Here is a 23,825-nt window from a genome sequence, read left to right on the forward strand (position 1 = left end):
ATTTATGGCTCATTGTTTTCGTAAAAATATGCTTGCTACGCTTTGCTCTGCTTTATTCCTTTTTCCTTGGTTGTCAGAGGAAAGTTTAGCAAATAATAATGATCCTAATAATATAATGCAGGCTAAAATAGAATCTTTTGGCGATCAGACGGTATTAAATGATTTCACTTTAGGAAAAGGAAGTGAATTAAAAATTAGCTCTTTGCGAGCAATTAGTGGAAAAACATCGTTAGAATGGGACTGGCAAGCAGGTAGTAATATTATTTTTCATCGTGATTATTATGTACCTAGTGATCAGGAAGCTCAGGCTGTTTGGGGGAGACGTTCTACCCCATTGTTTTCTTTTTTTATCTATAACGAGACACCGATTGATGATTATTTAGTTGTAGATTTCGGCTCAAAATTGACACCTTATAATAATGGTGCCGCAGGATTAAAAGTAAAACTGAATTTCAAGGGGTGGAGAGCTATTGGGGTATCCCTCAATAACGATATTGATTATCGAGATGAATTGGTTAATGAAGATGATGGATTTGTTAGAGTAAAAAGTTTAGGTAATCGCTTTGATAGCGTTAAATTTACAGCTCCAAAATCGGTAAAACAAGGACGCTTTTTTATTGACCATATTATGCTTTCTGTAGATGATGCTCGTTATCAATGGTCAGATTATCATATAAAAACCCGTATTACAGAACCTGAAATTAAATTCCAATTTTCCCGCTTACCAAAGGCAAATCAAGCGGTATTACAACGTGATATGCAAACGGTTGAACAAAGGTTTACAGATTTATTGTTAAATGCTCCCGATCCTCGTTTTACTGAAAATATAGATATAGATTATATTAATAATACTTTTAAATCCTTTGAAGTGAAGAAAAATGCAGAGGGAATTATTAGTGGTCGCCATGTGTTAACAGTTAAACAAAAAGATCGTTATCAAATTAGATACTTATCTGAGCAAGATAAAGCTCTTTTCGATCAATATATCGATTTAAATGATTATAGTGCGTTGATGTATAACATTAGCCGTGCCTACCATAAAACAACCGATCTAGCAAAACGTAAACATTTGGCGAATATGTATGTGCTATTAACAGAACATTTAATTGACCAAGGGTTTGTTAAAGGCAGTGGATTGATTACTACTCACCACTGGGGGTATAGTTCTCGTTGGTGGTATTTATCTGCATTCTTAATGCGTGATGTATTAGAGCAAGCTCAACTTAAACAAACTGTCGCTGATGCATTATTGTGGTATGCTCGAGAGTTTAAAGCCAGTTTTGATATGATTGTTACACCTGATAGCTCTAATCTGGATTATTACAATACCTTAGCTCGCCAGCAACTTGCTTTATTGTTATTGGAAGATGATCCGCAGCAGAAACTCAATTTTGTTAACTCATATGCCAAATATGTTGATAAAGCTATTGCTCAAATTCCTCCAGGCACAAAAGATGGCTTACGCCCAGATGGTACAACTTGGCGACATAATGGACATTATCCTGGTTATGGTTTTCCTGCTTTACCAAATATGGCATTGTTGGCTAATTTGTTTAAAGGAACTGCATTTGCTTTTAATGATCAAACTTATGACCTGCTGAAGAAAGTGTTGATTTCTGCCTGGGTTTACACTAATCCTGATATAGGAATGGCAATTAGTGGCAGGTTACCTTTTGTTAGTGAAGATATTAGTGGAGTAGTTGATGCCTATTATTGGTTGGCTTTTGCTAATAACTATGTTCAAGTAGACACTGAATTAGCGGCGATTTATTTAGCTATTTCAGGTAAATCAGCACAACAATCCGAGCAAATTTTTAAACAAAAAATAGAACCAGCAAAATTACCGCAGGGATTTTGGTCGTTTAATGGTGGTGCTTTTGGTATTCACCGTTACAATGACAAAATGGTAACGCTAAAAACCTACAATAGCAATGTATGGTCTTCTGAGATCTATGTGGAAGAAAATCGTTATGGTCGTTACCAAAGTAATGGTTCAGCTCAAATCCTCAGCCATAAGAAAGCCAAAGAACAAGGTTATCTCGAAAATGGGTGGGATTGGAATAGAATGCCTGGTGTTACTTCAATACATTTACCTTGGGAGCAATTAAACAGCCCAATTACCCATACGCTAATGTTGCGAGGTGAAACGCCTTATAACGGTACCTCAGCATTACAAAATAAATATGGAATGATGGCATCATATTTATTATCTCCTACACACTTGAAAAATTTTGATCCAAGGTTTACCGCTAAAAAAACGGTACTTGCCGCAGATGATCATCTCATTATGGTAGGAACAGATATTCGGAGTAGTCATAACAATAAAGATGTAGAAACGACATTATTCCAGCTTTCATCGCTTAATACAAAAGATGCTATTTTTAATGGTAAAAAAGTTATTACAGGTAAACCACAAGCTTTTACCACAGGGGATTGGATTATTGATGGTAGTGGAAATGGTTATTTGATTACAGATGTCAAAAAAGGTTTTGTAGTCAAACAAAATCAACATTCCATTCAAGGTACGCCAGATAAACGTTATGCTGGTATGGAACGTAAAGCGACAGAGGGCGTATTTAGTTCAGCCTGGATTGATCATAGCGAACAAGGCAATGATGCAAGCTATGAGTATGTGGTTTTTCTTGATGCAAAACCTGAACAAATGCAACAACTCGCCAACCAAGTCAAAAATGGACAAAAGCCTTATCAGTTTTCAGTACAAGGCAATGTTCATATTGTGCAGGACAACTTGAGCAATGTTAAAGGTTATGTATTCTATAGTTCAGAATCTATTCAAGATGACTTGGTAAATTCTTCAAATTACCCTTCTATTGTTATGGCAAAACAGAATGGCGCTCATCTTGTGATTAGTGGTGTTACACCAGATCTAAATATTGCAGGAGAAAAGCACCCAAAACCTATAGATGTGAAAGTATCGATTAAAGGTCAATGGGAAGCCATTAAGCCTAATGAAAAAGTGAAAGTCAAAAACAGTGGCAACAACACCGAACTAATTTTCTCAAGTTATTTTGGTATTCCTCAAGAGGTAGAGTTACGCAAAAAATAATGGAGTCCATGATAGTCGTTTCAATTTAAAATGAAACAAAGTGGTACGTCGAAGACAGTACAAAGAGTACGACAAGGCGTACCAACGCTGTATCATTTTAAAGTGGAACGGCTATATTTTTGAGTGGATGACTATAGTTCAAATACAGCGTCCTTATCCATTTATTTACCAAAAAACGTGATCAACCTCAAACTTTTCAATTTCTTTTATTTACTTTCATTTTATTTCGATTATTATCATTATTAAAAATAAAACAAGAGTTTATAAATAAACTAAAAGACAACGAAAACTTTATAAAAATTAAGAGGAAAGTAAGTAATGAAAAGTGCCATTGAGCGAAGAATGGAAATCGTTGAGTTAATTAATCAACAGAACTCTATGCGAGTTGAAGAACTGGCAGAGATTTTTTCAGTGTCTGCGGTGACCATTCGACAAGATCTCAGCTTTCTTGAGAAAAATGGCTATATCGTTCGTTCACATGGTGGCGCAATTCCCAATCGTGGCATGATTGCGGAATTAAGCAATCACGAAAAGCGTCAGCAAAATTCGGGGATAAAGAGCAAAATTGGGCAGGCAGCTCTCGCTTTTATTCAGAATGATGATGCCATTATTTTGGATTCTGGCACAACAACAAGAGAAATTGCTATTGGTTTGAAAAAAGCCAATTTAAATCAGCTATTAGTAATGACCAATGGTTTGGATATTGCTATTGAGCTTGCGGATACAAATTATGTTGATGTGTTAATGACTGGTGGAAGATTAAGAAAAAATGCCTTGTCTTTTTCTGGTCCGCAAGCTGAGCGTGATTTAGAGCATTATCATTTTAATACCTTTTTTCTTGGTGTTGATGGTTTTGATTTGCAAGCAGGCATTACTACTCATAACGAGCAAGAGGCAAGCTTAAATAAAAAAATGTGTGAAATTTCTAATCGTGTTATCGCCGTTACAGATTCTAGCAAGTTTGGTAAACAAAGCTGTCATGTCATTCGTAAATTTGCCGAGATTGATGTGTTAATTACCGATTCTGGCATACCTGCTGAATATTTAAAGGCATTTCAAGAACAAGGTGTCGAAGTCGTCATTGTGGATTAATTAAAATCAAAAGGAGCAATCGTGAGTATTTTATTAGAGATTATTAAACAGCATAAAGCAGGGCAAAATAATGGAATTTACTCCGTTTGCTCGGCTCATCCTTTGGTATTAGAAGCCTCATTTTTACAAGCCAAACAAGATAATTCGGTATTGTTAATTGAAGCGACGTCCAATCAAGTAGATCAATTTGGTGGATATACAGGTATGACACCTGCAGACTTCCGTGAATTTGTATTGCAACTTGCAAGTAAAGTGAATTTTCCAAAGGAAAAATTAATTTTAGGTGGTGATCATTTAGGCCCAAACCGTTGGCAACATTTGCCAGCTGATAAGGCAATGAAAAATGCTGAGGGTGTGATTGAGGCTTATGTGGCAGCAGGATTTGAAAAAATTCATTTAGATTGCAGTATGTCTTGTCAAGGTGATCCTGTGCCATTATCAGATGAAGTCGTGGCAGAGCGTGCAGCTCGTTTGGCAGTGATCGCTGAACAAACAGCTCAAAAACATCAGTTACCGAAACCTGTGTATGTGATTGGTACTGAAGTGCCTGTACCGGGTGGTGAAGCGGAGGAAATCAATAGCTTACACGTTACCGATCCTGCTGCCGCTAGAAAAACCTTAGACACACATCAACAAGCCTTTGCCAAAGTAGGACTTGCGGAAATTTGGTCAAGAGTGATTGGTTTAGTGGTGCAACCTGGTGTGGAGTTTGATCATACTAAGGTGATTGATTTTTTACCTGAAAAAGCGACCGCACTTTCTCAAGTGGTCAATGATTATCCAAATTTAGTGTTTGAGGCACATTCTACCGATTATCAAACTGGTGAGGCTTATAAGGCGTTAGTTAAACAACATTTTGCCATTCTTAAAGTTGGTCCAGCATTAACTTTTGCCTTAAGAGAAGGATTATACGCCTTAGCGGATATTGAACAAATTTTATTGCCAGCTGAACAATGTTCACAATTAAAAGCGGTATTAGAACAGCAAATGCTGGCAAATCCTGTGTATTGGCAAAAATATTATCAAGGTACTGCACAGCAACAGTTTTTTGCCAGAAGTTACAGTTTAAGCGATCGTATTCGTTATTATTGGAGTAACGAACAAGTCCAACAAGCAGTAGAAAAATTATTTGATAACTTTGCAGAGCGTGAAATTCCATTACCGTTACTAAGCCAATATTTTCCAACACTTGTGGCATCTGTACGACAAGGTCAGCTTAAACCAACAGCAAAACAATTGGTGCTAGCTAAGGTGCAAGAAGTATTAGCAGATTATGCCGCAGCCAGTTTTTTTAATCATTAATCAGGAAAGGGGAGAGATATGCAAAACTATTTAGGTTATAGCACAACCGAACTGGAAAAACTAAGTGCGATAATGACAGCACGAGAAATTGAACAGCAACCTGAGGCTTGGCTTAAAGCCTTGGCATCACTTGATGAACAACGTGATACCATATTGGCGTTTATTCAACCTGTGTTACAAGCTGACAATGGACGTATTATTTTTACTGGTGCTGGCACATCAGCTTTTGTTGGACATTCATTAGCACCTTTTGTTACCAAACAAACGGGCAAACGAGTGGAATCTATTGCTACTACTGATATTGTTTCTAATCCTTATCAATACTTTAGTGAAGATGTACCAACTTTATTAATATCCTTTGCTCGTTCAGGCAATAGCCCTGAGAGCGTTGCCGCAGTAGAGTTAGCGGAACAATGCTTAAATCATTGTCGCCATTTATTAATCACTTGTAATGAACAAGGGGCGTTATATCGCAATAATCAACATAAAGATAATGTATTAGGTTTATTAATGCCAGCAGAAACCAATGATGGTGGTTTTGCGATGACCTCAAGTTTTTCTTCAATGACCTTATCCGCCTTAGCCGTCTTTTTCTTAGAGCAAGGATCTGTCTTAAATAAATTGGGTTTTATTGCGGAAAATACCCGAGCTTTAATTCCGCAATATGTGAATTATGTGCAATCTATTATTAATGACGATATTAAGCGTATCATCTATCTTGGTAGCGGTGGTTTACAAGGTTTAGCACAAGAATCTGCCTTAAAAATTTTGGAGTTAACCGCAGGCAAAGTGGTCGCCACTTATGATTCGCCATTAGGTTTCCGCCACGGTCCAAAATCCATTGTAAATGGCGATACCTTAGTCGTAGAGTTTTTATCTAATCATCCTTATACCCGTTTATATGATCTTGATTTATTAAATGAATTACGCCGAGATAACAAAGCGAAACGTGTTGTGGCACTGACTGCTCAAGCAGTTGAAACGCCAAGCAATGTGGTACAAATTGCTGGCTTTGCCGAAGCAGAAGATTATGCTTTGTTATTCCCTTACATTGTATTTGCACAAATTTTTGCAGTGTATAGCTCATTGAAAAATGGCATTACTACCGATAATCCTTGTCCAACAGGCGAAGTCAACCGTGTCGTACAAGGCGTTATTATCCACAGCTTTAATCAATAACATTTAGGAGGACAAACTATGTCAACACCAAATATTGTATGGACACGCATTGATGAACGTTTATTGCATGGACAAATTCGTATTACTTGGGGTAAACAAAGTGGTGCTAATTTGATTTTAGTCGCCAATGATGAAGCCGCTGAAGGTCCAAATGCGGCATTTATGCAAGCAGGAATGAAAGCCTCTGCTGGTGGCGAATATGCGGTGCGTTTCTTTACGATTCAGAAAACCATTGATGTGATTCATAAAGCCTCGCCACAACAAAAAATCTTTATTTTATGTAATAACCCTACTGATGTGGCAAAACTGGTGGAAGGCGGCGTGCCAATTACCCATTGTAATATCGGTAATATGCACTTCCACGAAGGCAAAACCCAATTAACCAAAACCGTATCAGTAGATGAACAGGATCTTGCGGCTTTCCGCAAAATGGTTGAGGCTGGCGTAACTTGTACTATTCAAAATACACCAGATGCTCAAGAAGTTGATATTAAACAATATCTCTAAACATTCTAAGGAGCTTATATGTTATATGAAGCGTTAATTGTTGCGATATGGGCATTCTTTTGCGGTATTGATAAGTATGACGTCGCATTAAATATTCACCGTCCGTTAATTACAGGCCCTGTGGTGGGCTTGATTATGGGCGATTTACAACTGGGCTTAATTACAGGGGCAACCCTTGAATTGGCTTGGTTAGGTCTTGTACCTAATGCGGGAGCTCAGCCACCCGATGTTACCCTAGGTACAATCGCTGCGGTTTCTTTTGCAGTAATGACAAACTCTTCTCCAGAAGTGGCGATGGGTGTGGGTATGCCAATTGCGGTGTTAATGCAAATGTTAGTAATTGGTTTCTTTGCGGTTACTTCGTTCACTATGGGGAAAGCCGATCGTTACGCTGAAGCAGCAAATTCAAAAGGTATTGATTTTCTCTTAGTGTCCGTCATTAGTGCCAGAGGATTATTATATGCTGTCGTTGCCTTTATTACCGTTTACTTTGGTGAAGCCGCTGCACAGTGGATCGATCAAAATGCACCAAAAACCTTATTAGAAGGCTTAGGTTTAGGGGCAAGAATTGTACCAGCTATCGGTTTTGCGATGTTACTAAAAATTATGTGGTCAAAAGAGTTGGCAGGTGTGTTCTTCATCGGTTTCGTAATGACAACTTACTTAAAACTGCCGATTATGGCGGTAGCAATTATCGGTGCCTCTATCGCTGCCCTTTATTTCTACTTCTCAGGCAATGGCAACAATAACAACAAATCACAAGCACAGGAGTTTGAAGATGGAATCTAAAGCTGTAAATCAAGTTAACGAGAACTTAGTCGATAACATTGACGCTTACGAAGATCAAGAAGTTCGTAAAGTTATTACCAAAAAAGAACTTTGGAAGTGTGCATTCCGCGGCTTGTTTATGGAAGGTAACTTCAACTTTGAAAGAATGCAAGCAGGTGGTTTTGCTTATTCTATTGTGCCTGCCTTGGAAAAAATCCACGGTAACAACAAACGTGATTTAGCTAAATCCCTGAAAAATCATCTGCAATTCTTTAATGCTAGTCCAAAACTCTTTACTTTCTTGCTTGGTACAGCCATTGCAATGGAAGAAAATAAAGAAAAACCTTCTACCATTAATGTGATGAAAGTAGCGGGTATGGGACCAACAGGTGGTGTGGGCGATGCCATTGACCATATGACCTTAATGCCATTAACCCTTGCTTTAGGGGCATCAATCGCTATTGAGGGCTCTATTGCTGGTCCATTCTTATTCTTCTTTATGTATCAAGCGGTCGCAAAATTTGTTTACTTTGCCTTGTTATTTATGGGCTATAAAGCAGGGACTGCAGCAATGGTCAATATGAGTGAATCCACTGAAAAATTAGCTCGTGCAGCTAATATTATGGGGATTTTCGTGATCGGTGCGTTGTGTGCCTCCTTTATTCGACTTAAAACCACCGCTACCCTTGAATTAGGGGGAAAAGTGGTTGATGTACAAACGGCATTTTTTGACAAAATTATGCCAAATCTCTTACCACTATTAGCGGTGTTCTTAATGTTTAAGCTGGTAAAAGGCAAAGGCTTTTGGGCAAAACCTCCAGTGTTAATCTTTAGCACCCTTGCCTTTGGGGTAATTGGGCATTATCTCGGCATTATTTAACCGCCCTTTTCCAACGGAATAACCCATTATTCCGTTGGAAAATAAAACATAACATAAAATCAACTATAAGAGAGAAAACAGGATTAGGGTATGTTAGGAATTGTTGTATCAGGTCATATTCATTTTGCTAGCGGATTACAATCTGCAGTAGAAGCCATCGTAGGTAAACAACCACAATTAGCTTTTGTGGATTTCACTGAAGATCTTACCACCGATCAATTAGAACAAAAATTAAGAGAGGCTTGTGCCGAAGTGGATACAGGTGATGGTGTGCTATTTTTGACAGATTTATATGGTGGCTCTCCCACTAATCGTGCCGCCAATATTATTTTAACGACACCAAATACCGAACTTATTTGTGGCACCAATCTATCGATGATCATTAACGCCGCCCTTGAACGTGAGGAGCTTACCCTTGCCGAATTAACCGAAGCATTACTAAGTGGAGAAATGGGCCATATTAAGGATATGCGTAAAGAACTGGCGAGTGTAATGCAAGATGATCAACAAGATGACGGTGAGGGACTATAAAATGCGTTATGCTATTCAGGCGAAAAAAATTATCACTGCCACCGCTGAACTCAACGACAAAGTATTGGTGATTGAACAAGGCAAAATTAGCCAAATTTGTGATCAATTACCGCCTGATTGCGAGCATATCATTATTAAACAAGGCTATGTGTCCGCAGGATTTATTGATGTGCATATTCACGGGCGTGCTGGGGCTGATGTAATGGACGATGATCCAAATGCCATTGCCACTATCGCCAAAACCTTACCACAAACAGGGGTAACAGGCTGGGTAGGCACAACCGTTTCCGCCCCCTTAAATTACATCTATGCTTCTATGCAACGTATGAAAGCCTATATTGATGCACCACAACAAGGTGCCGAATTATTAGGCAGTTTTATGGAAGGGCCTTACTTTACCGAACGTCATCGTGGTTCTCATCCCACCAAATATTTACTTTCTCCTACCATTGAACAATTAGAACAGTTAGTACAAGCAGCAGGTGGCACGTTATTGCGTGTGGCGATTGCCCCAGAAATTGACAATGCTCATCAAGCCATTGATTGGTTAGTGGCAAGAGGGATTAAAGTGGTAGTGGCTCACACCAATGCCAGTTATGAACAAGTGGCAGAGGCTTGTCGGCGAGGAGCGGATTCCGCTGCCCACTTATTTAATGGTATGAGTGCATTACATCATCGTGAGCCTGGTTGCTGTGGGGCAACCCTTTATCACGATATGTTGGCAGAAATTATTGCTGACGGTATTCACGTTCATCCTGTGGTATTAAACCTTGCCTATCGTATGAAAAGCTATAAAAAAATTATGCTCATTACCGATTGTATGCGAGCAGGGGGATTACCCGATGGCGAATATACCCTCGGTATTCAAACAGTGCGTGTCTCCAATGGGCAAGCCAGAACCTTTGATGGTTCTTTAGCAGGTAGTACTTGTAGCCTCGATCAAGCCTTACGCAATATGGTATTTAAAGCGAATGTACCTGTGTGGGAAGCGGTGCAAATGATGACTTATGTTCCTGCCAAATATCTCGGTTTAGATCAACGTATTGGGCATATTGCTGAAGGCTTAACCGCCAATTTAACAGTACTTGATGATGATTTACAGGTTAAAGCCACAATGATCAATGGGCAATGGTTATATAACCAGTTGTAGGCGTTTGAATTTGAAATAAGTGAGTAAAAATTATGGCAACAGCATTTAAACAACAAACTCGACAATTAATGAAAGCGGTCTATCAATGGCAGCGTCAAAACCAAACTCGCAGTGTCATTCGCCGTTCAGGCAAAACACGTTTTATTAAAGATACGGACTGGGAGCGAGGCGTATTTTGGTCTTGTGTTGCCGCTGCGTGGAAAGCCACTGAGGATAAAGATTATTTAGACGGTGTACTAAATTATACCTTACATACTGGTTTTAGAACGGGTCCAAATGCACGTTTTGCTGATGATCTTGTCTGTAGCCAAGGTTATCTTGATGTGTATCCCTTGATTAATCAAGCAGAGGCGTTAGAACCAACCATTAATTTTATCAATGATATGGTGGATAACCCGAAAGCTGGGAGAGAAGATTGGTGGTGGTGTGATTCCTTATTTATGGCTCCACCTGCCTTTGTCGCCCTTGCCAAGCAAACTGGCGAGAAAAAATACCTAGATTATATGGATCAGGCGTGGTGGGATTCTGTCAGCCATTTACAAGATCCCGAAACAGGGCTTTTCTATCGTGATCATCGCTATATCCCTGATGGAAAGGGCGGTGAGTTACGCGAACAAAATGGCGAGAAAGTTTTTTGGAGTCGTGGTATTGGTTGGGTTATCGCCGCCATTCCGCGTTTATTACAACATACCGATGACACTTTTAGCCAACGTGATCGCTATCTTGCCTTATATAAACAGCTTGCCGAGCAAGTAATTAAATACCAACATCAAGACGGTTTTTGGCGAGCGAGTTTATTAGATCCAACCAGTTTCCCAGCACCAGAAAGCAGTGCTACGGCATTATTCTGTTATGCCTTAGCTTGGGGAGTAAACCACGAGATTTTAGATAAACAAATCTATCTACCTGTGGTGGAGTTGGCGTGGAAAGCCTTACAAAGTGCGGTACATTCTGACGGTATGATCGGCTGGGTTCAATTACCTGCGTTCAACCCAAGAGATGTGAAATTTGAACATAATATTGACTACGGTGCGGGTGCATTTTTACTGGCAGGTAGCGAAGTTCAACACCTTTATGATTAATTTTAACAAACCATTTTTATACAAAGAGGAGCAGCATAATGAGTATTTCATTTGATTTAACCGGCAAAGTTGCCGTAGTAACAGGTTGTAACACAGGATTAGGTCAGGGTATGGCGTTAGGGCTTGCTCAAGCTGGCTGTGATATCGTTGGCGTCAATATTGCCGCCGCCGATGAAACCAAGCAAAAAATTGAAGCCGTAGGCAAACAATTTTTCAATATTGAGGCGGATTTAAGCAAACTTGATGATATTCCTCGTATTGTACAAAGTGCGGTGGAAAAATTCGGAAAAATTGACGTATTGGTCAATAACGCTGGCATTATTCGCCGTGCTGATGCGGTAGATTTTACCGAAAAAGACTGGGACGACGTGATGAATATCAATGTGAAAAGCGTCTTTTTTATGTCGCAAGCGGTGGCGAAACAATTCATCAAACAAGGACAGGGCGGTAAGATCATTAATATCGCCTCAATGTTGTCGTTCCAAGGGGGTATCCGTGTACCATCTTATACCGCCTCAAAAAGTGGCGTAATGGGGATTACTCGCTTAATGGCAAATGAATGGGCAAAACATAATATCAATGTGAATGCCATTGCACCGGGTTATATGGCAACGGATAACACCGCCGCTTTACGAGCGGATGAATCTCGTAACCAAGAAATTCTAGGGCGTATCCCAGCAGGTCGTTGGGGCTTACCTGCGGATGTAGCTGGACCTTGCGTATTCCTTGCTTCGCCTGCGGCTGATTATGTGAATGGTTATACTTTAGCAGTAGATGGCGGTTGGTTAGCACGTTAAATTCAATATGTATTCAATGAATTAGGAGAAAAAAATGAAAATTGCATTAATGATGGAAAATAGCCAAGCAAGCAAAAATGCGGTGGTATTAAATGAATTAAAAACAGTGGTGGAACCACAAGGGCATCAAGTATTTAACGTGGGTATGTGTGATGAACAAGATCATCATTTAACCTATATTCACCTTGGTATTATGGCAAGTATTTTGCTTAACTCAAAAGCGGTGGATTTTGTCATCACAGGCTGTGGCACAGGACAAGGGGCGTTAATGTCATTAAATATCCACCCTGGCGTGATTTGTGGTTATTGTTTAGATCCCGCTGATGCTTTCTTATTTGCTCAAATTAATAATGGCAATGCCTTATCTTTAGCTTTCGCCAAAGGTTTTGGTTGGGGAGCTGAGTTAAATGTCCGTTATATGTTTGAAAAAGCCTTTACAGGCGAACGTGGACAAGGTTACCCAGTAGAACGCCGTGAACCACAAGTGCGTAATGCTGGCATTTTAAACCAAGTCAAAGCCGCAGTAGTAAAAGACAATTATTTAGATACCTTAAAAGCCATTGATCCTGAATTAGTGAAAACCGCTGTCAGTGGCGAACGTTTCCAAAAATGCTTCTTTGAACATTGCCAAAATGACGAAATTCGTGCTTTTGTTACAGAATTATTGAATCAATAATTAAGCATAGCAGGCGGATAATTTCCCCTGCTTCACCTTTTTTGGAGGAATACATTATGTCTGAATTAAGACAACAACGGTTAAAAAAATTATGCAATGAACATAATATTATTGGTGCATTAGCCATTGACCAACGTGGTGCGTTACGCCGTATGCTAGGCGAGGGAGCCACCAATCAACAATTAGCAGAGTTTAAGGTATTAGTATCAAAATATTTGACCCCTTATGCCTCTTCCATTTTGCTTGATCCTGAAGTGGGTTGGGATGCCGCCAAACAAAAAGATCCCAATGCGGGCTTATTAATGGCTTATGAAAAAACAGGCTATGACAAAACTCAACCGGGACGTTTCCCTGATTTAATTGATGATGTATCAGTTTATCGCTTAAAACAACAAGGGGCGGACGCCGTAAAATTATTGCTCTACATTGATGTTGATGAAGGTACGGAAGTCAATGATATAAAAGATGCTTTTGTTGAACGTGTTGCCTCAGAATGTAAAGCGGAAGAGATGCCATTTTTCTTAGAATTGGTGTCTTATGATGCGAAAGTTGAAGATGCCAAAGAATATGCCAAATTAAAACCACGCAAAGTGATTGAGGCAATGAAACATTATTCTCAACCACGTTTTGGGGTTGATGTGTTAAAAGTGGAAGTGCCTGTGAATATGAAATTTGTTGAGGGGTATACTGAGGGCGAGGTAGTACATAGCCAAGCGGAAGCCCAAGCCTTATTCCAACAACAAAGCCAAGCCACTCATTTACCTTTTATTTTCCTCAGTGCTGGCGTTAGCCCAGAATTATTTGTGGAAACCTTAAAATTTGCCAAAAATGCAGGCAGCACCTTTAATGGCGTACTTTGCGGACGTGCCACTTGGGCTGGTGCCGTTGATATTTTCAAAAATCAAGGGGTTGAAGCAGCTGAACAGTGGATTAAAACAGAGGGTAAACAAAATATTGAAGCCCTTAATACGGTATTAAATCAAACCGCAACGCCAGTGGCATAATTTTGGCGAGCCTATTTTGGGGCAAAATTGCGAGTCAGATTGCCCCAAAAATAGCAAAAAAATTTTGCAAAAACGCACCGCACTTTTGTGCTAATCAGCAACGGAGAAATGCAGATGACAAGGGATTTAGCTCAAGCACCACCAACTTATTTTCACGTGATGGCAAAACCAAGCAGTTTCCATTGTAATATTAAATGTGAATATTGCTTTTATTTAGAAAAGGAAAATGTGCTGACCCATAATGTCCGTCTGATGTCAGAACAAACCTTAAAAGATTACATTAAAAACTATATTGAGTCCCATTCTGGTCAACAAGTGGATTTTGCTTGGCAAGGTGGCGAACCTACCCTACTCGGTTTAGCATTTTTCCAAAAAGTGGTGGAGTATCAAAAATTATTTTGTTTGGGAAAAACCATTACCAACAGCTTTCAAACTAACGGTATTGCCATTAATCGCCAATGGGCAGAATTTTTTAAACAAAATCGTTTTTTATTAGGGATTTCCATTGATGGTTTAACGGAAGTACATAATAAATATCGTATTTCCATTAATGGGCAACCCACGTTTGATCGTGTGGTAAAAGCCATAGACTTATTAAAAGAATATCAGGTAGATTTTAATACGCTGACGGTGGTAAATGATCAAAATTGGCATAAAGGACGAGAAACCTATCAGGCTCTGAAAGAGATAGGATCGCAATATATGCAATTTATCCCTATTGTGGAAATTGCCAATTATGGAACAAATTGCTCCAGCTTTACCCCAACCAAACATCATCGTATCGCCCCATTTTCTGTGCCACCAGAGGGCTATGGGCAATTTTTGTGGGATATTTTTAATCAATGGATAAGGCAGGATGTTGGAAAAATTTATGTGCGAGAATTTGATAATTTACTCGGACAGTGGCTTGGTTATCCGTCCGCCAGTTGCACCCATTCTGAAACCTGTGGCAATGCAATGATTGTCGAGGCGAATGGCGATATTTATGCTTGTGATCATTATGTTTACCCTGATTATAAATTAGGCAACATTCAACATAAAAGCCTAAAAGAAATGGTGTTATCTAAACGCCAAATCCGTTTTGGTCAAGCCAAAAAAGAGACCTTAACCAAAGCCTGCCAACAATGTGATGTACGTTTAATCTGTAATGGCGGTTGCCCAAAACAACGAGTTGTCCAACATAAAGGCGAACAATATAAACATAATTATCTTTGTCCCTCTTATAAATTATTTTTCCGCCAAACCGCCCCTTTTATGCACCAAATGAGCAATATTATTAAACGTGGGGGATTAGCCGCCGATATTATGCGGTTAATCCCTCATTAACGTCAACTAAGGAGAATGTAATGAAACTCACTACATTAAATAAGTGTTTATTCGCCGCCACGGCATCGGTGGCGATGACACAACCCCTTTATGCCCAAGCGGCGGCTGATACTCGCCCAAATGTGTTAGTAATAGTAATGGACGATCTTGGCACTGGACAACTTGATTTCGATTTAAATACTTTAGACGTAGAAAATCTAAATCAACGTCCTGTAGCGGCTCGCTATCAAGGCGATATTAATAAAATGATTGAGGCGGCAAGAACAGCAATGCCAAATGTGTCTGCCTTAGCCCAACAAGGGGTTAAAATGACCAATGCCTTTGTGGCTCACCCTGTTTGTGGTCCATCTCGTGCGGGTATTTTTACTGGGCGTTTCCCAGCCTCTTTTGGTATTTATAGTAATGATGATTCCTTCAATGGTATTCCATTAGAAGTAAAATTATTGCCTGCGTTACTACAAGAAAATGGCTACACTACTGCCAATATTGGTAAATACCATAACGCTAAAGTCAATCGTGATCGTAGCATTGGGCGAATTACCCAACCTGAAGATCTACGCACTAGAGATTATCACGATAATTTCTCTTCTGTCCCTGAAGCAGGCTATTTCCCTACGGATCGTGGTTTTGACTATTCTTATAGCTTCTTTGTATCTGGGGCGGCATTATGGAATTCTCCAGCGTTTTGGCGTAATAAAGAGCCAATTCCTGCTCCGGGTTATACTACCCATAATATTACTAACGAAGCCATTCAGTTTATTGAACAAGCAGAAGATAAACCTTTCTTTATCAACCTTGCTTACAGTGTGCCACATATCCCATTAGAACAAGCCTCACCAGCGAAATATATGGATCGTTTCAATACGGGCAATGTTGAGGCAGATAAATATTATGCGTCTTTAAATGCCGCTGATGAGGGAATCGGTAAAATCATTGAGAAACTGAAAGAAACAGGCAAGTATGATAATACCTTGATTTTCTTCCTCTCGGATAATGGTTCAGTACACGAAGCACCTATGCCATTAAATGGTATGGATAATAGCTTTAAAGGTATGTTACATAATGGTGGCTTGCGTGTGCCGTTTATCGTGAGCTGGCAAGGTAAAATCCCTGCTAATAGTCAAAGCGACAGCCTAATTTCTGCCATTGATATTTTACCAACGGTATTAAGTGCAGCGAAAATTGATATTCCAGCTGACTTAAAGGTTGATGGTAAAGATTTATTACCTTTATTAACAGGAAAAACGCAACAATCACCACATAAATATCTTTATTGGGCAGGTCCGGGGGCAAAACATTATAGCGAAGAAAATCAACAATTCTGGGCAGATTACTGGCAATTTATTACCTATAACCGCAAAGATCCTGCACAAAATCCAAATTTAGAAAAAGCCTCAAAAGGCTCTTGGGCAGTGCGTGATCAAGATTGGACATTGTATTTCTACAATGACGGTAGCAACAGCTTACAGCTATATCATAATAAAGTAGATCCAGCGGAAAGCCAAAATGTTGCCGCCAAAAATCCAGAAAAAGTGAAAGAATTAAAAAATGCTTTCGCCCAATGGATTGTGAAACAACCTTATCCAATGGAATGGAACCCAGAGGAATTTAAAGCTATCGTTTCCTCCGCTCAAAGCAAATAGGAGCAAGTGATGCAACGGATAACGCTCAGTATCTTAGATAAGGATAATAATATAAAAGTAGCTAAAAGCTATACGGATTTTGTGAGCCTTACCTATAAAGGCGAATACCAAGCTGGCGATTATATTCAGCTTGAGGTAGCACAAGTACCTTGTTATCTCAAAGTGCGGTTAGAAGACAGTTTTGAAAGCTGTTTACTCTACCTTACCGAGCCAAAGTTATTATTCCACATTCCTTTTGGCGATGATAAACGGGTCTATAACAGCGATAAAGCCTTTAATGGCGGTTTACATTTCCTTTGGGCAAGAGTAGCGGAACCTTTTGAAATTCAGCCATACCAAAACCTTGCCTATAATCCTTATTTACAGAGCCAACAACAGGGCGTTTATCCTTTTGTTAGTAGCAATATCAATGCGAGTAATATTCGTTTTGCTGCTCGTAATGCGGTGGACGGTTATTTTGATAATACCGCCCACGGCTCTTACCCCTATACCTCTTGGAGCAATGCACAAAATCCCCAAGCACAATTAATCATTGACTTTGGACGTGAAGTTATCCTTGACCGAGCCACCCTGTTTTTACGGGCGGATTTCCCCCACGACAGTTGGTGGCAACAGGTCAAACTCTGTTTTAGTAATGGAGAATATGAATGTTTGAATTTAGCACGCACCGCTCAACCACAAACTTTTATATTTCCAGAGCAAAAAACCACCGCAGTCATACTGACGGATTTAATTAACGGTGATGTTGTGAGTTCACCATTTACCGCGCTTTCCCAAATTGAGTTGTATGGTAAAGATGCTTCACAATAACCAATAAGGAGACCCTTATGAAAAAAGTATCTATTTTAACAACGACTGTCGCTACGTTAGTGCTTACTACCCCCCCCCCACCTACAAGCCGCAACCATTTATGAACAAGATGGCACACGTATTCAATTAGGTGGAGATTTTCGTCCAATGTTGCAATTCAAAGAAGGCGATCGGGGTGATTTGCGTGATCGAGGTTCACGTGTTGAATTAATGATTACAGAGCAGCTCGGACATGGATTTAGTGCCTTTGCTAAAACGCGGATTATGTTTAATGGTAAAGATGCTAGCGGTTCTAACCACTCAGGCTTTGGGCAACCAACAACCGGGCAACTTTTCGCAGGTTTTCAACATAAAAATTACGGTCGTTTATTCTTTGGTCGTCAACCCACTAATGGTGATGCCATTATGCTAGGAGATTATCAATGGGGCGGTAGTGGAATGAATGTTCTAACGGCAGAAGGTCATAAAGCAATCCATTACCGTAGCGGCACTTATGCAGGTTTCCAATTTGGGGCAGATTATCTATTTGGACAGTCCATTAAAGCTGAACACCAAAAAGGCGATACCAAAAATTTAAAAAATGGCTATGGTGTAGCCTTATTCTATGATAATAAATTCAACGATGATTTACGCTTCCGTTTCCGAGCTGGTTATACCCAAGATAATTATGATCGTTATAATCAGTATAACGACGACGGAGATCCGCTGATTACGCCAATTAATGAATGGACACGCAGAACCGCTTGGCGGGTTTCAGGGGAAGTAACCTATCAATCTTTTAGTATTGCCTACAATTACGGCGAAATTAGACAGGGTAAGCGTTTATATAATACTGACTTAAACACTATTAAAGAAAAACGCCATTTTCTTGCTACACGCTATCGTATTACTGAACAAGTCAGCTCGTATGCCCAATATCGCCATAACAAAAAAATCTACACTAATCACGGCTATACCTTAGGTGTTGATTATCGCCCAATTCACAACTTTATTAGTTTCGTTGAGTTTGGACGGGATAGAAATGTTAATCCATTGAAACCTAAACAAAAATATGTAAATACTTACTATGTAGGTTTCCGTGTGTTGTTCTAAGCATTATCACACTATGTAGATAGCATTTCCTACATAGTGTGCTTTAACTTTTTATACTGCACCAATAATAGGATAACAATATGAAAAAATATAAACTACATCACATCGCCACCTTACTTGCAGCACTTTCACTTAGTACTTTAAATTATGCCGCCGATTATCGTTGGGATTTCTTTGAACAACCTCTCGGCTCAACAATCAAAGTAAGTCAGGGGAAAATTGAAACCTCAAAGCAAAGATTTAAAGATGGACAACAATCATTACGTTGGCAATTTGAACCAAAAGGTCAGCTAATCATTAATCAAGCTATTGATCTCCGTAGCGATGATAATGTACTTCCACAAACCTTTTTACTCTGGCTCTACAATGACAAGCCTTTTCCTGAACCCTTAACCTTTGAATTTAAACAGGGCGGTCAACAGAAAAAGTCCTTTGTGGCAAACTTAGATTTTACTGGCTGGCGAGGCATTGCTGTACCGTTTCGTGATATGCAAGGGGATAAGGTTGAACAACTGGATCAATTAGTGATTACTGCACCAAATCAAGCAGGACAACTTTATCTGGATCAAATGCTATTTAATGTACCAGTGGATAATCGCAATCCTATCCCTGATTATATTACCCCTTTTGTCAATCCAACTGTGGATACTGCCGTGAATAAAAACTGGAATGCCTTGTATATGTATGACCAAATGCTGGCACAACATTTCCCACAACTGGATTTTCATCAACCTCTTAATAGCAATGACAATAGCCAATCCATTTATCAAAAGTTTGAACATCATCTCGGCAAAGGCAAGGAGCTTGATGCCAAAAAATTGTTAGAAATCTACCGCACTTTTGCCATTAGTGAACAACAAGGCGTGATCAACGGCAAAATGCTAGATTTCCCTGCTCGCCAGAAATTTATGAAAAATGATCAGGTATTTAATGCTGAGCAACAAGCCTTTTTATTAACCTCAATTTCTATGCGAGAACTCGGTAAAACCTTACTAGATACAGCAAAATTATTGCGTTATGGCGACTTATCCGATCAAGATCGCCAAGCCTTACAAACAGAATTTCTGCTCGCCACTCGCTACTTATTTGATCAAGGGTTTGTACGCGGTAGCAGTATGCAAATCGTTACCCATTTAGGCTATCAAACGCGAGAAATTTTTGATGCTTGGTTCTTAATGCGTGATCTATTAGCCCAACAAGGTTTATTAGCCGATGCTCAAGGGGCAATGATGTGGTTTAACGGCACAGGGCGTATTTTTGAGCAAGATAATGACATTGTGGCTGCCAATGTGGATATTCTCAATACCCAATTACAATGGATGCTCAAAAGTATTTTATTGTTACCCGATAGCCAACAAAAACAAGCCTTACTAACCCAATTTAGCCAATGGTTAAGCAAAACCATTATGCAATCAAAAGGTATTGCTGGCGGTTTTAAATCGGATGGTTCCGTTTTCCACCACGGGCAACATTATGTGGCTTATGGGCGTGATGCCTTTGGCGGACTTGCCCCAACGGTTTATGCTCTTAGCGGTTCTGATTATGCTCTCACTCAACCTGCTCGCCAACGTTTAGATGATGTATTGCATAAAATGTGGCTTTATACCAAATCCGGCGAAATTCCGATTGTGTTAAGTGGTCGCCACCCAACAGGCATTTTCAAATTATCCTCAGCGCCATTCCGTTGGTTTGCGTTAGCAGGCGAGTCTGATAATCCACAACAAATCCAGCGTGAATTTGCCGGAATTTTTGCCAACCTTGATAAACGCTCAGACTTTGAGGGCGTGCCAGCAGCAAATGAACCGACAGGGGCTTGGACAATGAATTATGCTTCAATGGTCTTACAACGCCGAGCCGCAGCTGATGATCCGACAAAGTCTTGGTTAGCGGTGGCAAGAGGTTTTAGCCGTTATTTGGTGGGTAATGAGGCTTATGAACGGAACAATCGTTATAGCCGTTATTTGCAATATGGTACGTTGGAATTATTGCCTGCTGATATGAATAAACGTGCCTTTAATCACGCTGGTTGGGATTGGAATCGCTATCCTGGCACCACCGCGATTCATCTTCCTTATGACAAATTAAAATCCATATTACATCAACTACCTGCCGCAGGTGTAGAAGAAATGTTGCTCTCTACCGAAAGCTATGCAGGCGGTACGGATCTCAATGATAATGCAATGTATGCGGTACGTTTGCACGGGCATAGCAAATACCAACAACAGGATTTTTACGCCAATAAATCCTATTTCCTATTTAATAATCAAATTATCGCCCTTGGTACAGATATTCAAAACCAAGATCAGCACCATCACACCGAAACCACCTTATTTCAGCATTATGTACCTGAATTACAAGCGGTGGAAATCAATGGTAAAAAAATTAATCAGCTTGGTACGCAACAACAATTCGCTACCCCAGCAAAACTTGTTGATCCCGCTGGCAATGCCTATTTCTTACCAGCAGATCAGCAAATCCGTTTCAGCTATGATCTACAGCAATCCCTTGATGATCGTGATGATAAAGCGACACAAGGTCAATTTTCTACAGCAGTAATTGATCACGGTACAGCCCCCCAACAAGCGAGTTATGAATATGCGATCTTAGTGGCGGATAGCCAAGCCGAGCCAAATTATCAAGTGTTGGCGAAACAAAAAGATCTTCACGCCGTCAAAGATTTAAATAGCCAACAAGAGGGTTACGCCTATTTTGCTCCGCATCAAGGGGATATTGGTGGCGTGGTAATCGGGGCGGACAATCCTTTAATGGTACTTGCCGAACCGCAACAAAACCGTTTAGCTTTATCAGTAGTTAATCCTGATTTTGCTTTTTATTCTGGAGTAGAAAAGGACCAAGTGGACGAGCAAGGTAATCAAGTGGAAGTGAGTGTTTATTCACGAGCTTGGTGGACAGCGGATCCTCAACCACAACATTCAACCTTAACCCTAAAAGGCAAATGGCAACTGGCTGAACCATCGCAATGTGCTAAGGTATCGGTAAAACAACAGCAAAGTTTATTAACCACCACAACCAACGAGGCGCGTCCTTGTAAAGTGGTACTCAAATCCCTTTAATCTAGCCAACAGAGGAGAAAAATAATGAAAAAACTGACCGCACTTTCTATGCTTGCTTTAGCCCTATCGGCGAATGTCTACGCACAAGCACAAGATAGCTATACTGTCGCTTATGATAAACAAGCCCCTGTACTTGATGGACATCTCAATGAATCCGTTTGGGACAAACTCCAAGCCATTCGTTTTATCGATCCTTGGCAACAAGGCGAAATTCCTGATACACAATTTAAAGCATATCACGATGATCAATATCTTTATTTTGCCTTTGATGTAGAAGATCCCAATACGGTTATCTTTGAAAAAGTCCACGATGAAATGATGATCGCACGCCAAGATCGGGTAGAGTTATTCTTTGCGCAAGCCCCCATTGATAAAGCAAAAGCAGACGGCAGTTATCCAAACTATTTTGCCTTAGAAATGGATTATCAAGGTCGCACTTTATCCATTAAAGCGGATAGCCAAAAAAATCGTGATGTCAGTTGGGATATGCAAACCCTTGAAACAAAAGGTAACCTAACCGATAAAGGCTATGTGCTTGAGGGTAGAATCGCCTTAAAAGAATTGCGAGAGCTGAATCTGATTCACGATAATAAAATTCAAACGGGCGTATATCGTGCCGAGTTTTCTATAATCAATGGGAAAGAAGTGGCTCAATGGATTACTTGGGTTGACCCAAAAACAGAGAAACCGAATTTCCATATTAATTCGTCCTTTGGGACATTTGTGCTAGCGCCAAGTGGAAAGTAAGGATAAATTAAGTCTAAAAAATAATAAGGCGAGAATTCTCGCCTTTAATAATATAGTTGTTTCAACTTAAACTATTCAACCAACCCCGACCGAACGCCGTGCATATTCGGTAATTGATGAGCAATACCTTTATGACAATCGATACAGGTTTTGCCCTCCACTTGAGCTAAACGGTGCATTTTCTCGGCAACGGTTTTTTGTTGTGTGTAATCCATACTGTCAAATTTATGGCAGTGACGACATTCTGCAGAATCATTAGCTTTCATTCTTGCCCATTCTCGTTCCGCCATGGCTAAACGTGCCGCTTCAAATTTTTCTTTGGTGTCAACTTTGCCAGTAATATGTGCATAAACTTCTCGGCTGGCGATAATTTTGCGTTTCCATTTATCCACGAATTCATGGGGTACATGGCAATCGGAGCAAATGGCTTTAACGCCGCTGCGGTTCATATAATGGCTTGACATACGGTATTCAGGCACAACATCGTTCATATGGCAATCTGAGCAAAATTGTTCAGTATTGGTATATTCTAATGCGGTGTTAAAGCCCCCCCAGAATACAATACCTGCAATAAAGGCTAAACTCAGTAAGGTGCCGACAGCAATACGGCTTGGGGTACGAAACCAGCACCAAAAACGTTTAATCAAGTTGATCATCATCGCTCCTTATTTACCATAACCTGGCATTGGTTGGAAATCATTAGGTACAATAGGTTCAACATCGGATTGCGATACGTGGCAATGTAAACAGAAATAACGGCGTGGGGCGGTTTGTCCTGCAACAATATTGCCATCTCTATCAGCAAAATGGGTTGGACTAATACGGGTTGCTCCTGTGACTCTTGACCCTTCCACACTATGACACATCAAACATTGATTAACATTTTTGCTAATTTGATACCCTTTTACTGCGTGCGGGATCATTGGCGGTTGGTTGACATAGTTTAACGGTGCAAGTTCACTTTCTTTTTTGGGCATATTAAAGCCCGGTGTCACATTTTCAGGACTATCTTGTAAAGAATGACCAATATTTCCCTCATTTGCTAACAAATTGCTAGCAAAAAATGCGGTCAAAATAAGCATTGTTTTTTTAATCATT

At 39.9% G+C, this 23,825-nt stretch carries 21 protein-coding genes; 19 read left to right on the forward strand and 2 right to left on the reverse strand.

From position 1 onward, the window contains the following. Window positions 1–4: 4 nt before the first annotated feature. From EV694_RS09090 to EV694_RS09180, 19 genes are all read left to right on the forward strand, one after another. Window positions 5–3,067 carry a chondroitinase family polysaccharide lyase gene (locus EV694_RS09090; RefSeq protein WP_132691746.1) on the forward strand — a complete coding sequence of 1,021 codons (3,063 nt, stop codon included), beginning with the start codon at window positions 5–7 and terminating at the stop codon, window positions 3,065–3,067. 318 nt (window positions 3,068–3,385) lie between these two features. Next, window positions 3,386–4,159, forward strand: a complete 774-nt coding sequence (gene agaR, locus EV694_RS09095; protein WP_132691748.1) for a transcriptional repressor AgaR — start codon at window positions 3,386–3,388, stop codon at window positions 4,157–4,159. A gap of 21 nt (window positions 4,160–4,180) precedes the next feature. Then, the gene (gene kbaZ, locus EV694_RS09100) at window positions 4,181–5,461 is read left to right on the forward strand and encodes a tagatose-bisphosphate aldolase subunit KbaZ (RefSeq protein ID WP_132691750.1); all 1,281 of its coding nucleotides are present in this window, start codon (window positions 4,181–4,183) and stop codon (window positions 5,459–5,461) included. A gap of 18 nt (window positions 5,462–5,479) precedes the next feature. After that, on the forward strand, window positions 5,480–6,640 hold the full coding sequence (locus EV694_RS09105; RefSeq protein ID WP_132691752.1) for an SIS domain-containing protein: 1,161 nt from the start codon (window positions 5,480–5,482) through the stop codon (window positions 6,638–6,640). 18 nt (window positions 6,641–6,658) lie between these two features. After that, window positions 6,659–7,147, forward strand: coding sequence for a PTS N-acetylgalactosamine transporter subunit IIB (gene agaV / locus EV694_RS09110; protein WP_132691754.1), 489 nt, complete (start codon window positions 6,659–6,661; stop codon window positions 7,145–7,147). An 18-nt stretch (window positions 7,148–7,165) separates the two neighbouring features. Next, on the forward strand, window positions 7,166–7,936 hold the full coding sequence (agaW, locus tag EV694_RS09115) for a PTS N-acetylgalactosamine transporter subunit IIC (RefSeq protein WP_132691756.1): 771 nt from the start codon (window positions 7,166–7,168) through the stop codon (window positions 7,934–7,936). Further along, window positions 7,926–8,795 carry a PTS system mannose/fructose/sorbose family transporter subunit IID gene (locus EV694_RS09120; protein WP_132691758.1) on the forward strand — a complete coding sequence of 290 codons (870 nt, stop codon included), beginning with the start codon at window positions 7,926–7,928 and terminating at the stop codon, window positions 8,793–8,795. Before agaW ends, EV694_RS09120 begins: the two co-directional genes overlap by 11 nt. Before the next feature lie 90 nt (window positions 8,796–8,885). Then, the gene (agaF, locus tag EV694_RS09125) at window positions 8,886–9,326 is read left to right on the forward strand and encodes a PTS galactosamine/N-acetylgalactosamine transporter subunit IIA (RefSeq protein WP_132691760.1); all 441 of its coding nucleotides are present in this window, start codon (window positions 8,886–8,888) and stop codon (window positions 9,324–9,326) included. A gap of 1 nt (window position 9,327) precedes the next feature. Further along, entirely contained in the window at window positions 9,328–10,476 is a 1,149-nt protein-coding gene (gene nagA, locus EV694_RS09130; RefSeq protein WP_132691762.1) for an N-acetylglucosamine-6-phosphate deacetylase, read from the forward strand. 32 nt (window positions 10,477–10,508) lie between these two features. After that, a complete protein-coding gene (locus EV694_RS09135; RefSeq protein ID WP_132691764.1) occupies window positions 10,509–11,558 on the forward strand; it encodes a glycoside hydrolase family 88/105 protein in 1,050 nt (349 codons plus the stop codon). A gap of 38 nt (window positions 11,559–11,596) precedes the next feature. Further along, window positions 11,597–12,355 (forward strand): 2-dehydro-3-deoxy-D-gluconate 5-dehydrogenase KduD, encoded by a 759-nt coding sequence (kduD, locus tag EV694_RS09140; protein ID WP_279386854.1) that lies wholly within the window; start codon window positions 11,597–11,599, stop codon window positions 12,353–12,355. A gap of 34 nt (window positions 12,356–12,389) precedes the next feature. Continuing rightward, window positions 12,390–13,031, forward strand: a complete 642-nt coding sequence (locus EV694_RS09145) for an RpiB/LacA/LacB family sugar-phosphate isomerase (protein ID WP_132691768.1) — start codon at window positions 12,390–12,392, stop codon at window positions 13,029–13,031. A gap of 56 nt (window positions 13,032–13,087) precedes the next feature. Further along, window positions 13,088–14,035 (forward strand): tagatose 1,6-diphosphate aldolase, encoded by a 948-nt coding sequence (locus EV694_RS09150; RefSeq protein WP_132691770.1) that lies wholly within the window; start codon window positions 13,088–13,090, stop codon window positions 14,033–14,035. Between the two features lie 114 nt (window positions 14,036–14,149). Beyond that, window positions 14,150–15,361: an anaerobic sulfatase maturase gene (locus EV694_RS09155; RefSeq protein WP_132691772.1), complete on the forward strand. Its 1,212-nt coding sequence runs from the start codon at window positions 14,150–14,152 to the stop codon at window positions 15,359–15,361. 20 nt (window positions 15,362–15,381) lie between these two features. Next, window positions 15,382–17,004, forward strand: a complete 1,623-nt coding sequence (locus tag EV694_RS09160; RefSeq protein ID WP_132691774.1) for a sulfatase family protein — start codon at window positions 15,382–15,384, stop codon at window positions 17,002–17,004. A 9-nt stretch (window positions 17,005–17,013) separates the two neighbouring features. Beyond that, on the forward strand, window positions 17,014–17,814 hold the full coding sequence (locus tag EV694_RS09165) for a carbohydrate-binding protein (protein WP_132691776.1): 801 nt from the start codon (window positions 17,014–17,016) through the stop codon (window positions 17,812–17,814). 120 nt (window positions 17,815–17,934) lie between these two features. After that, on the forward strand, window positions 17,935–18,906 hold the full coding sequence (locus tag EV694_RS09170; protein ID WP_481584871.1) for a porin: 972 nt from the start codon (window positions 17,935–17,937) through the stop codon (window positions 18,904–18,906). An 80-nt stretch (window positions 18,907–18,986) separates the two neighbouring features. After that, complete coding sequence (locus EV694_RS09175) at window positions 18,987–21,980, forward strand: chondroitinase family polysaccharide lyase (RefSeq protein ID WP_132691780.1); 2,994 nt, start codon at window positions 18,987–18,989, stop codon at window positions 21,978–21,980. Window positions 21,981–22,004: 24 nt separating this feature from the next. Beyond that, window positions 22,005–22,727 carry a carbohydrate-binding family 9-like protein gene (locus EV694_RS09180; RefSeq protein WP_132691782.1) on the forward strand — a complete coding sequence of 241 codons (723 nt, stop codon included), beginning with the start codon at window positions 22,005–22,007 and terminating at the stop codon, window positions 22,725–22,727. 71 nt (window positions 22,728–22,798) lie between these two features. On the opposite strand, the gene EV694_RS09185 is transcribed toward EV694_RS09180, so the two are convergent. Further along, window positions 22,799–23,374 (reverse strand): NapC/NirT family cytochrome c, encoded by a 576-nt coding sequence (locus EV694_RS09185; protein ID WP_132691971.1) that lies wholly within the window; start codon window positions 23,372–23,374, stop codon window positions 22,799–22,801. An 18-nt stretch (window positions 23,375–23,392) separates the two neighbouring features. Next, complete coding sequence (locus tag EV694_RS09190) at window positions 23,393–23,824, reverse strand: nitrate reductase cytochrome c-type subunit (RefSeq protein WP_207859820.1); 432 nt, start codon at window positions 23,822–23,824, stop codon at window positions 23,393–23,395. Between the last annotated feature and the right edge of the window lies 1 nt (window position 23,825).

This window comes from Volucribacter psittacicida, from assembly GCF_004339025.1.
Lineage (GTDB): Bacteria > Pseudomonadota > Gammaproteobacteria > Enterobacterales > Pasteurellaceae > Volucribacter > Volucribacter psittacicida.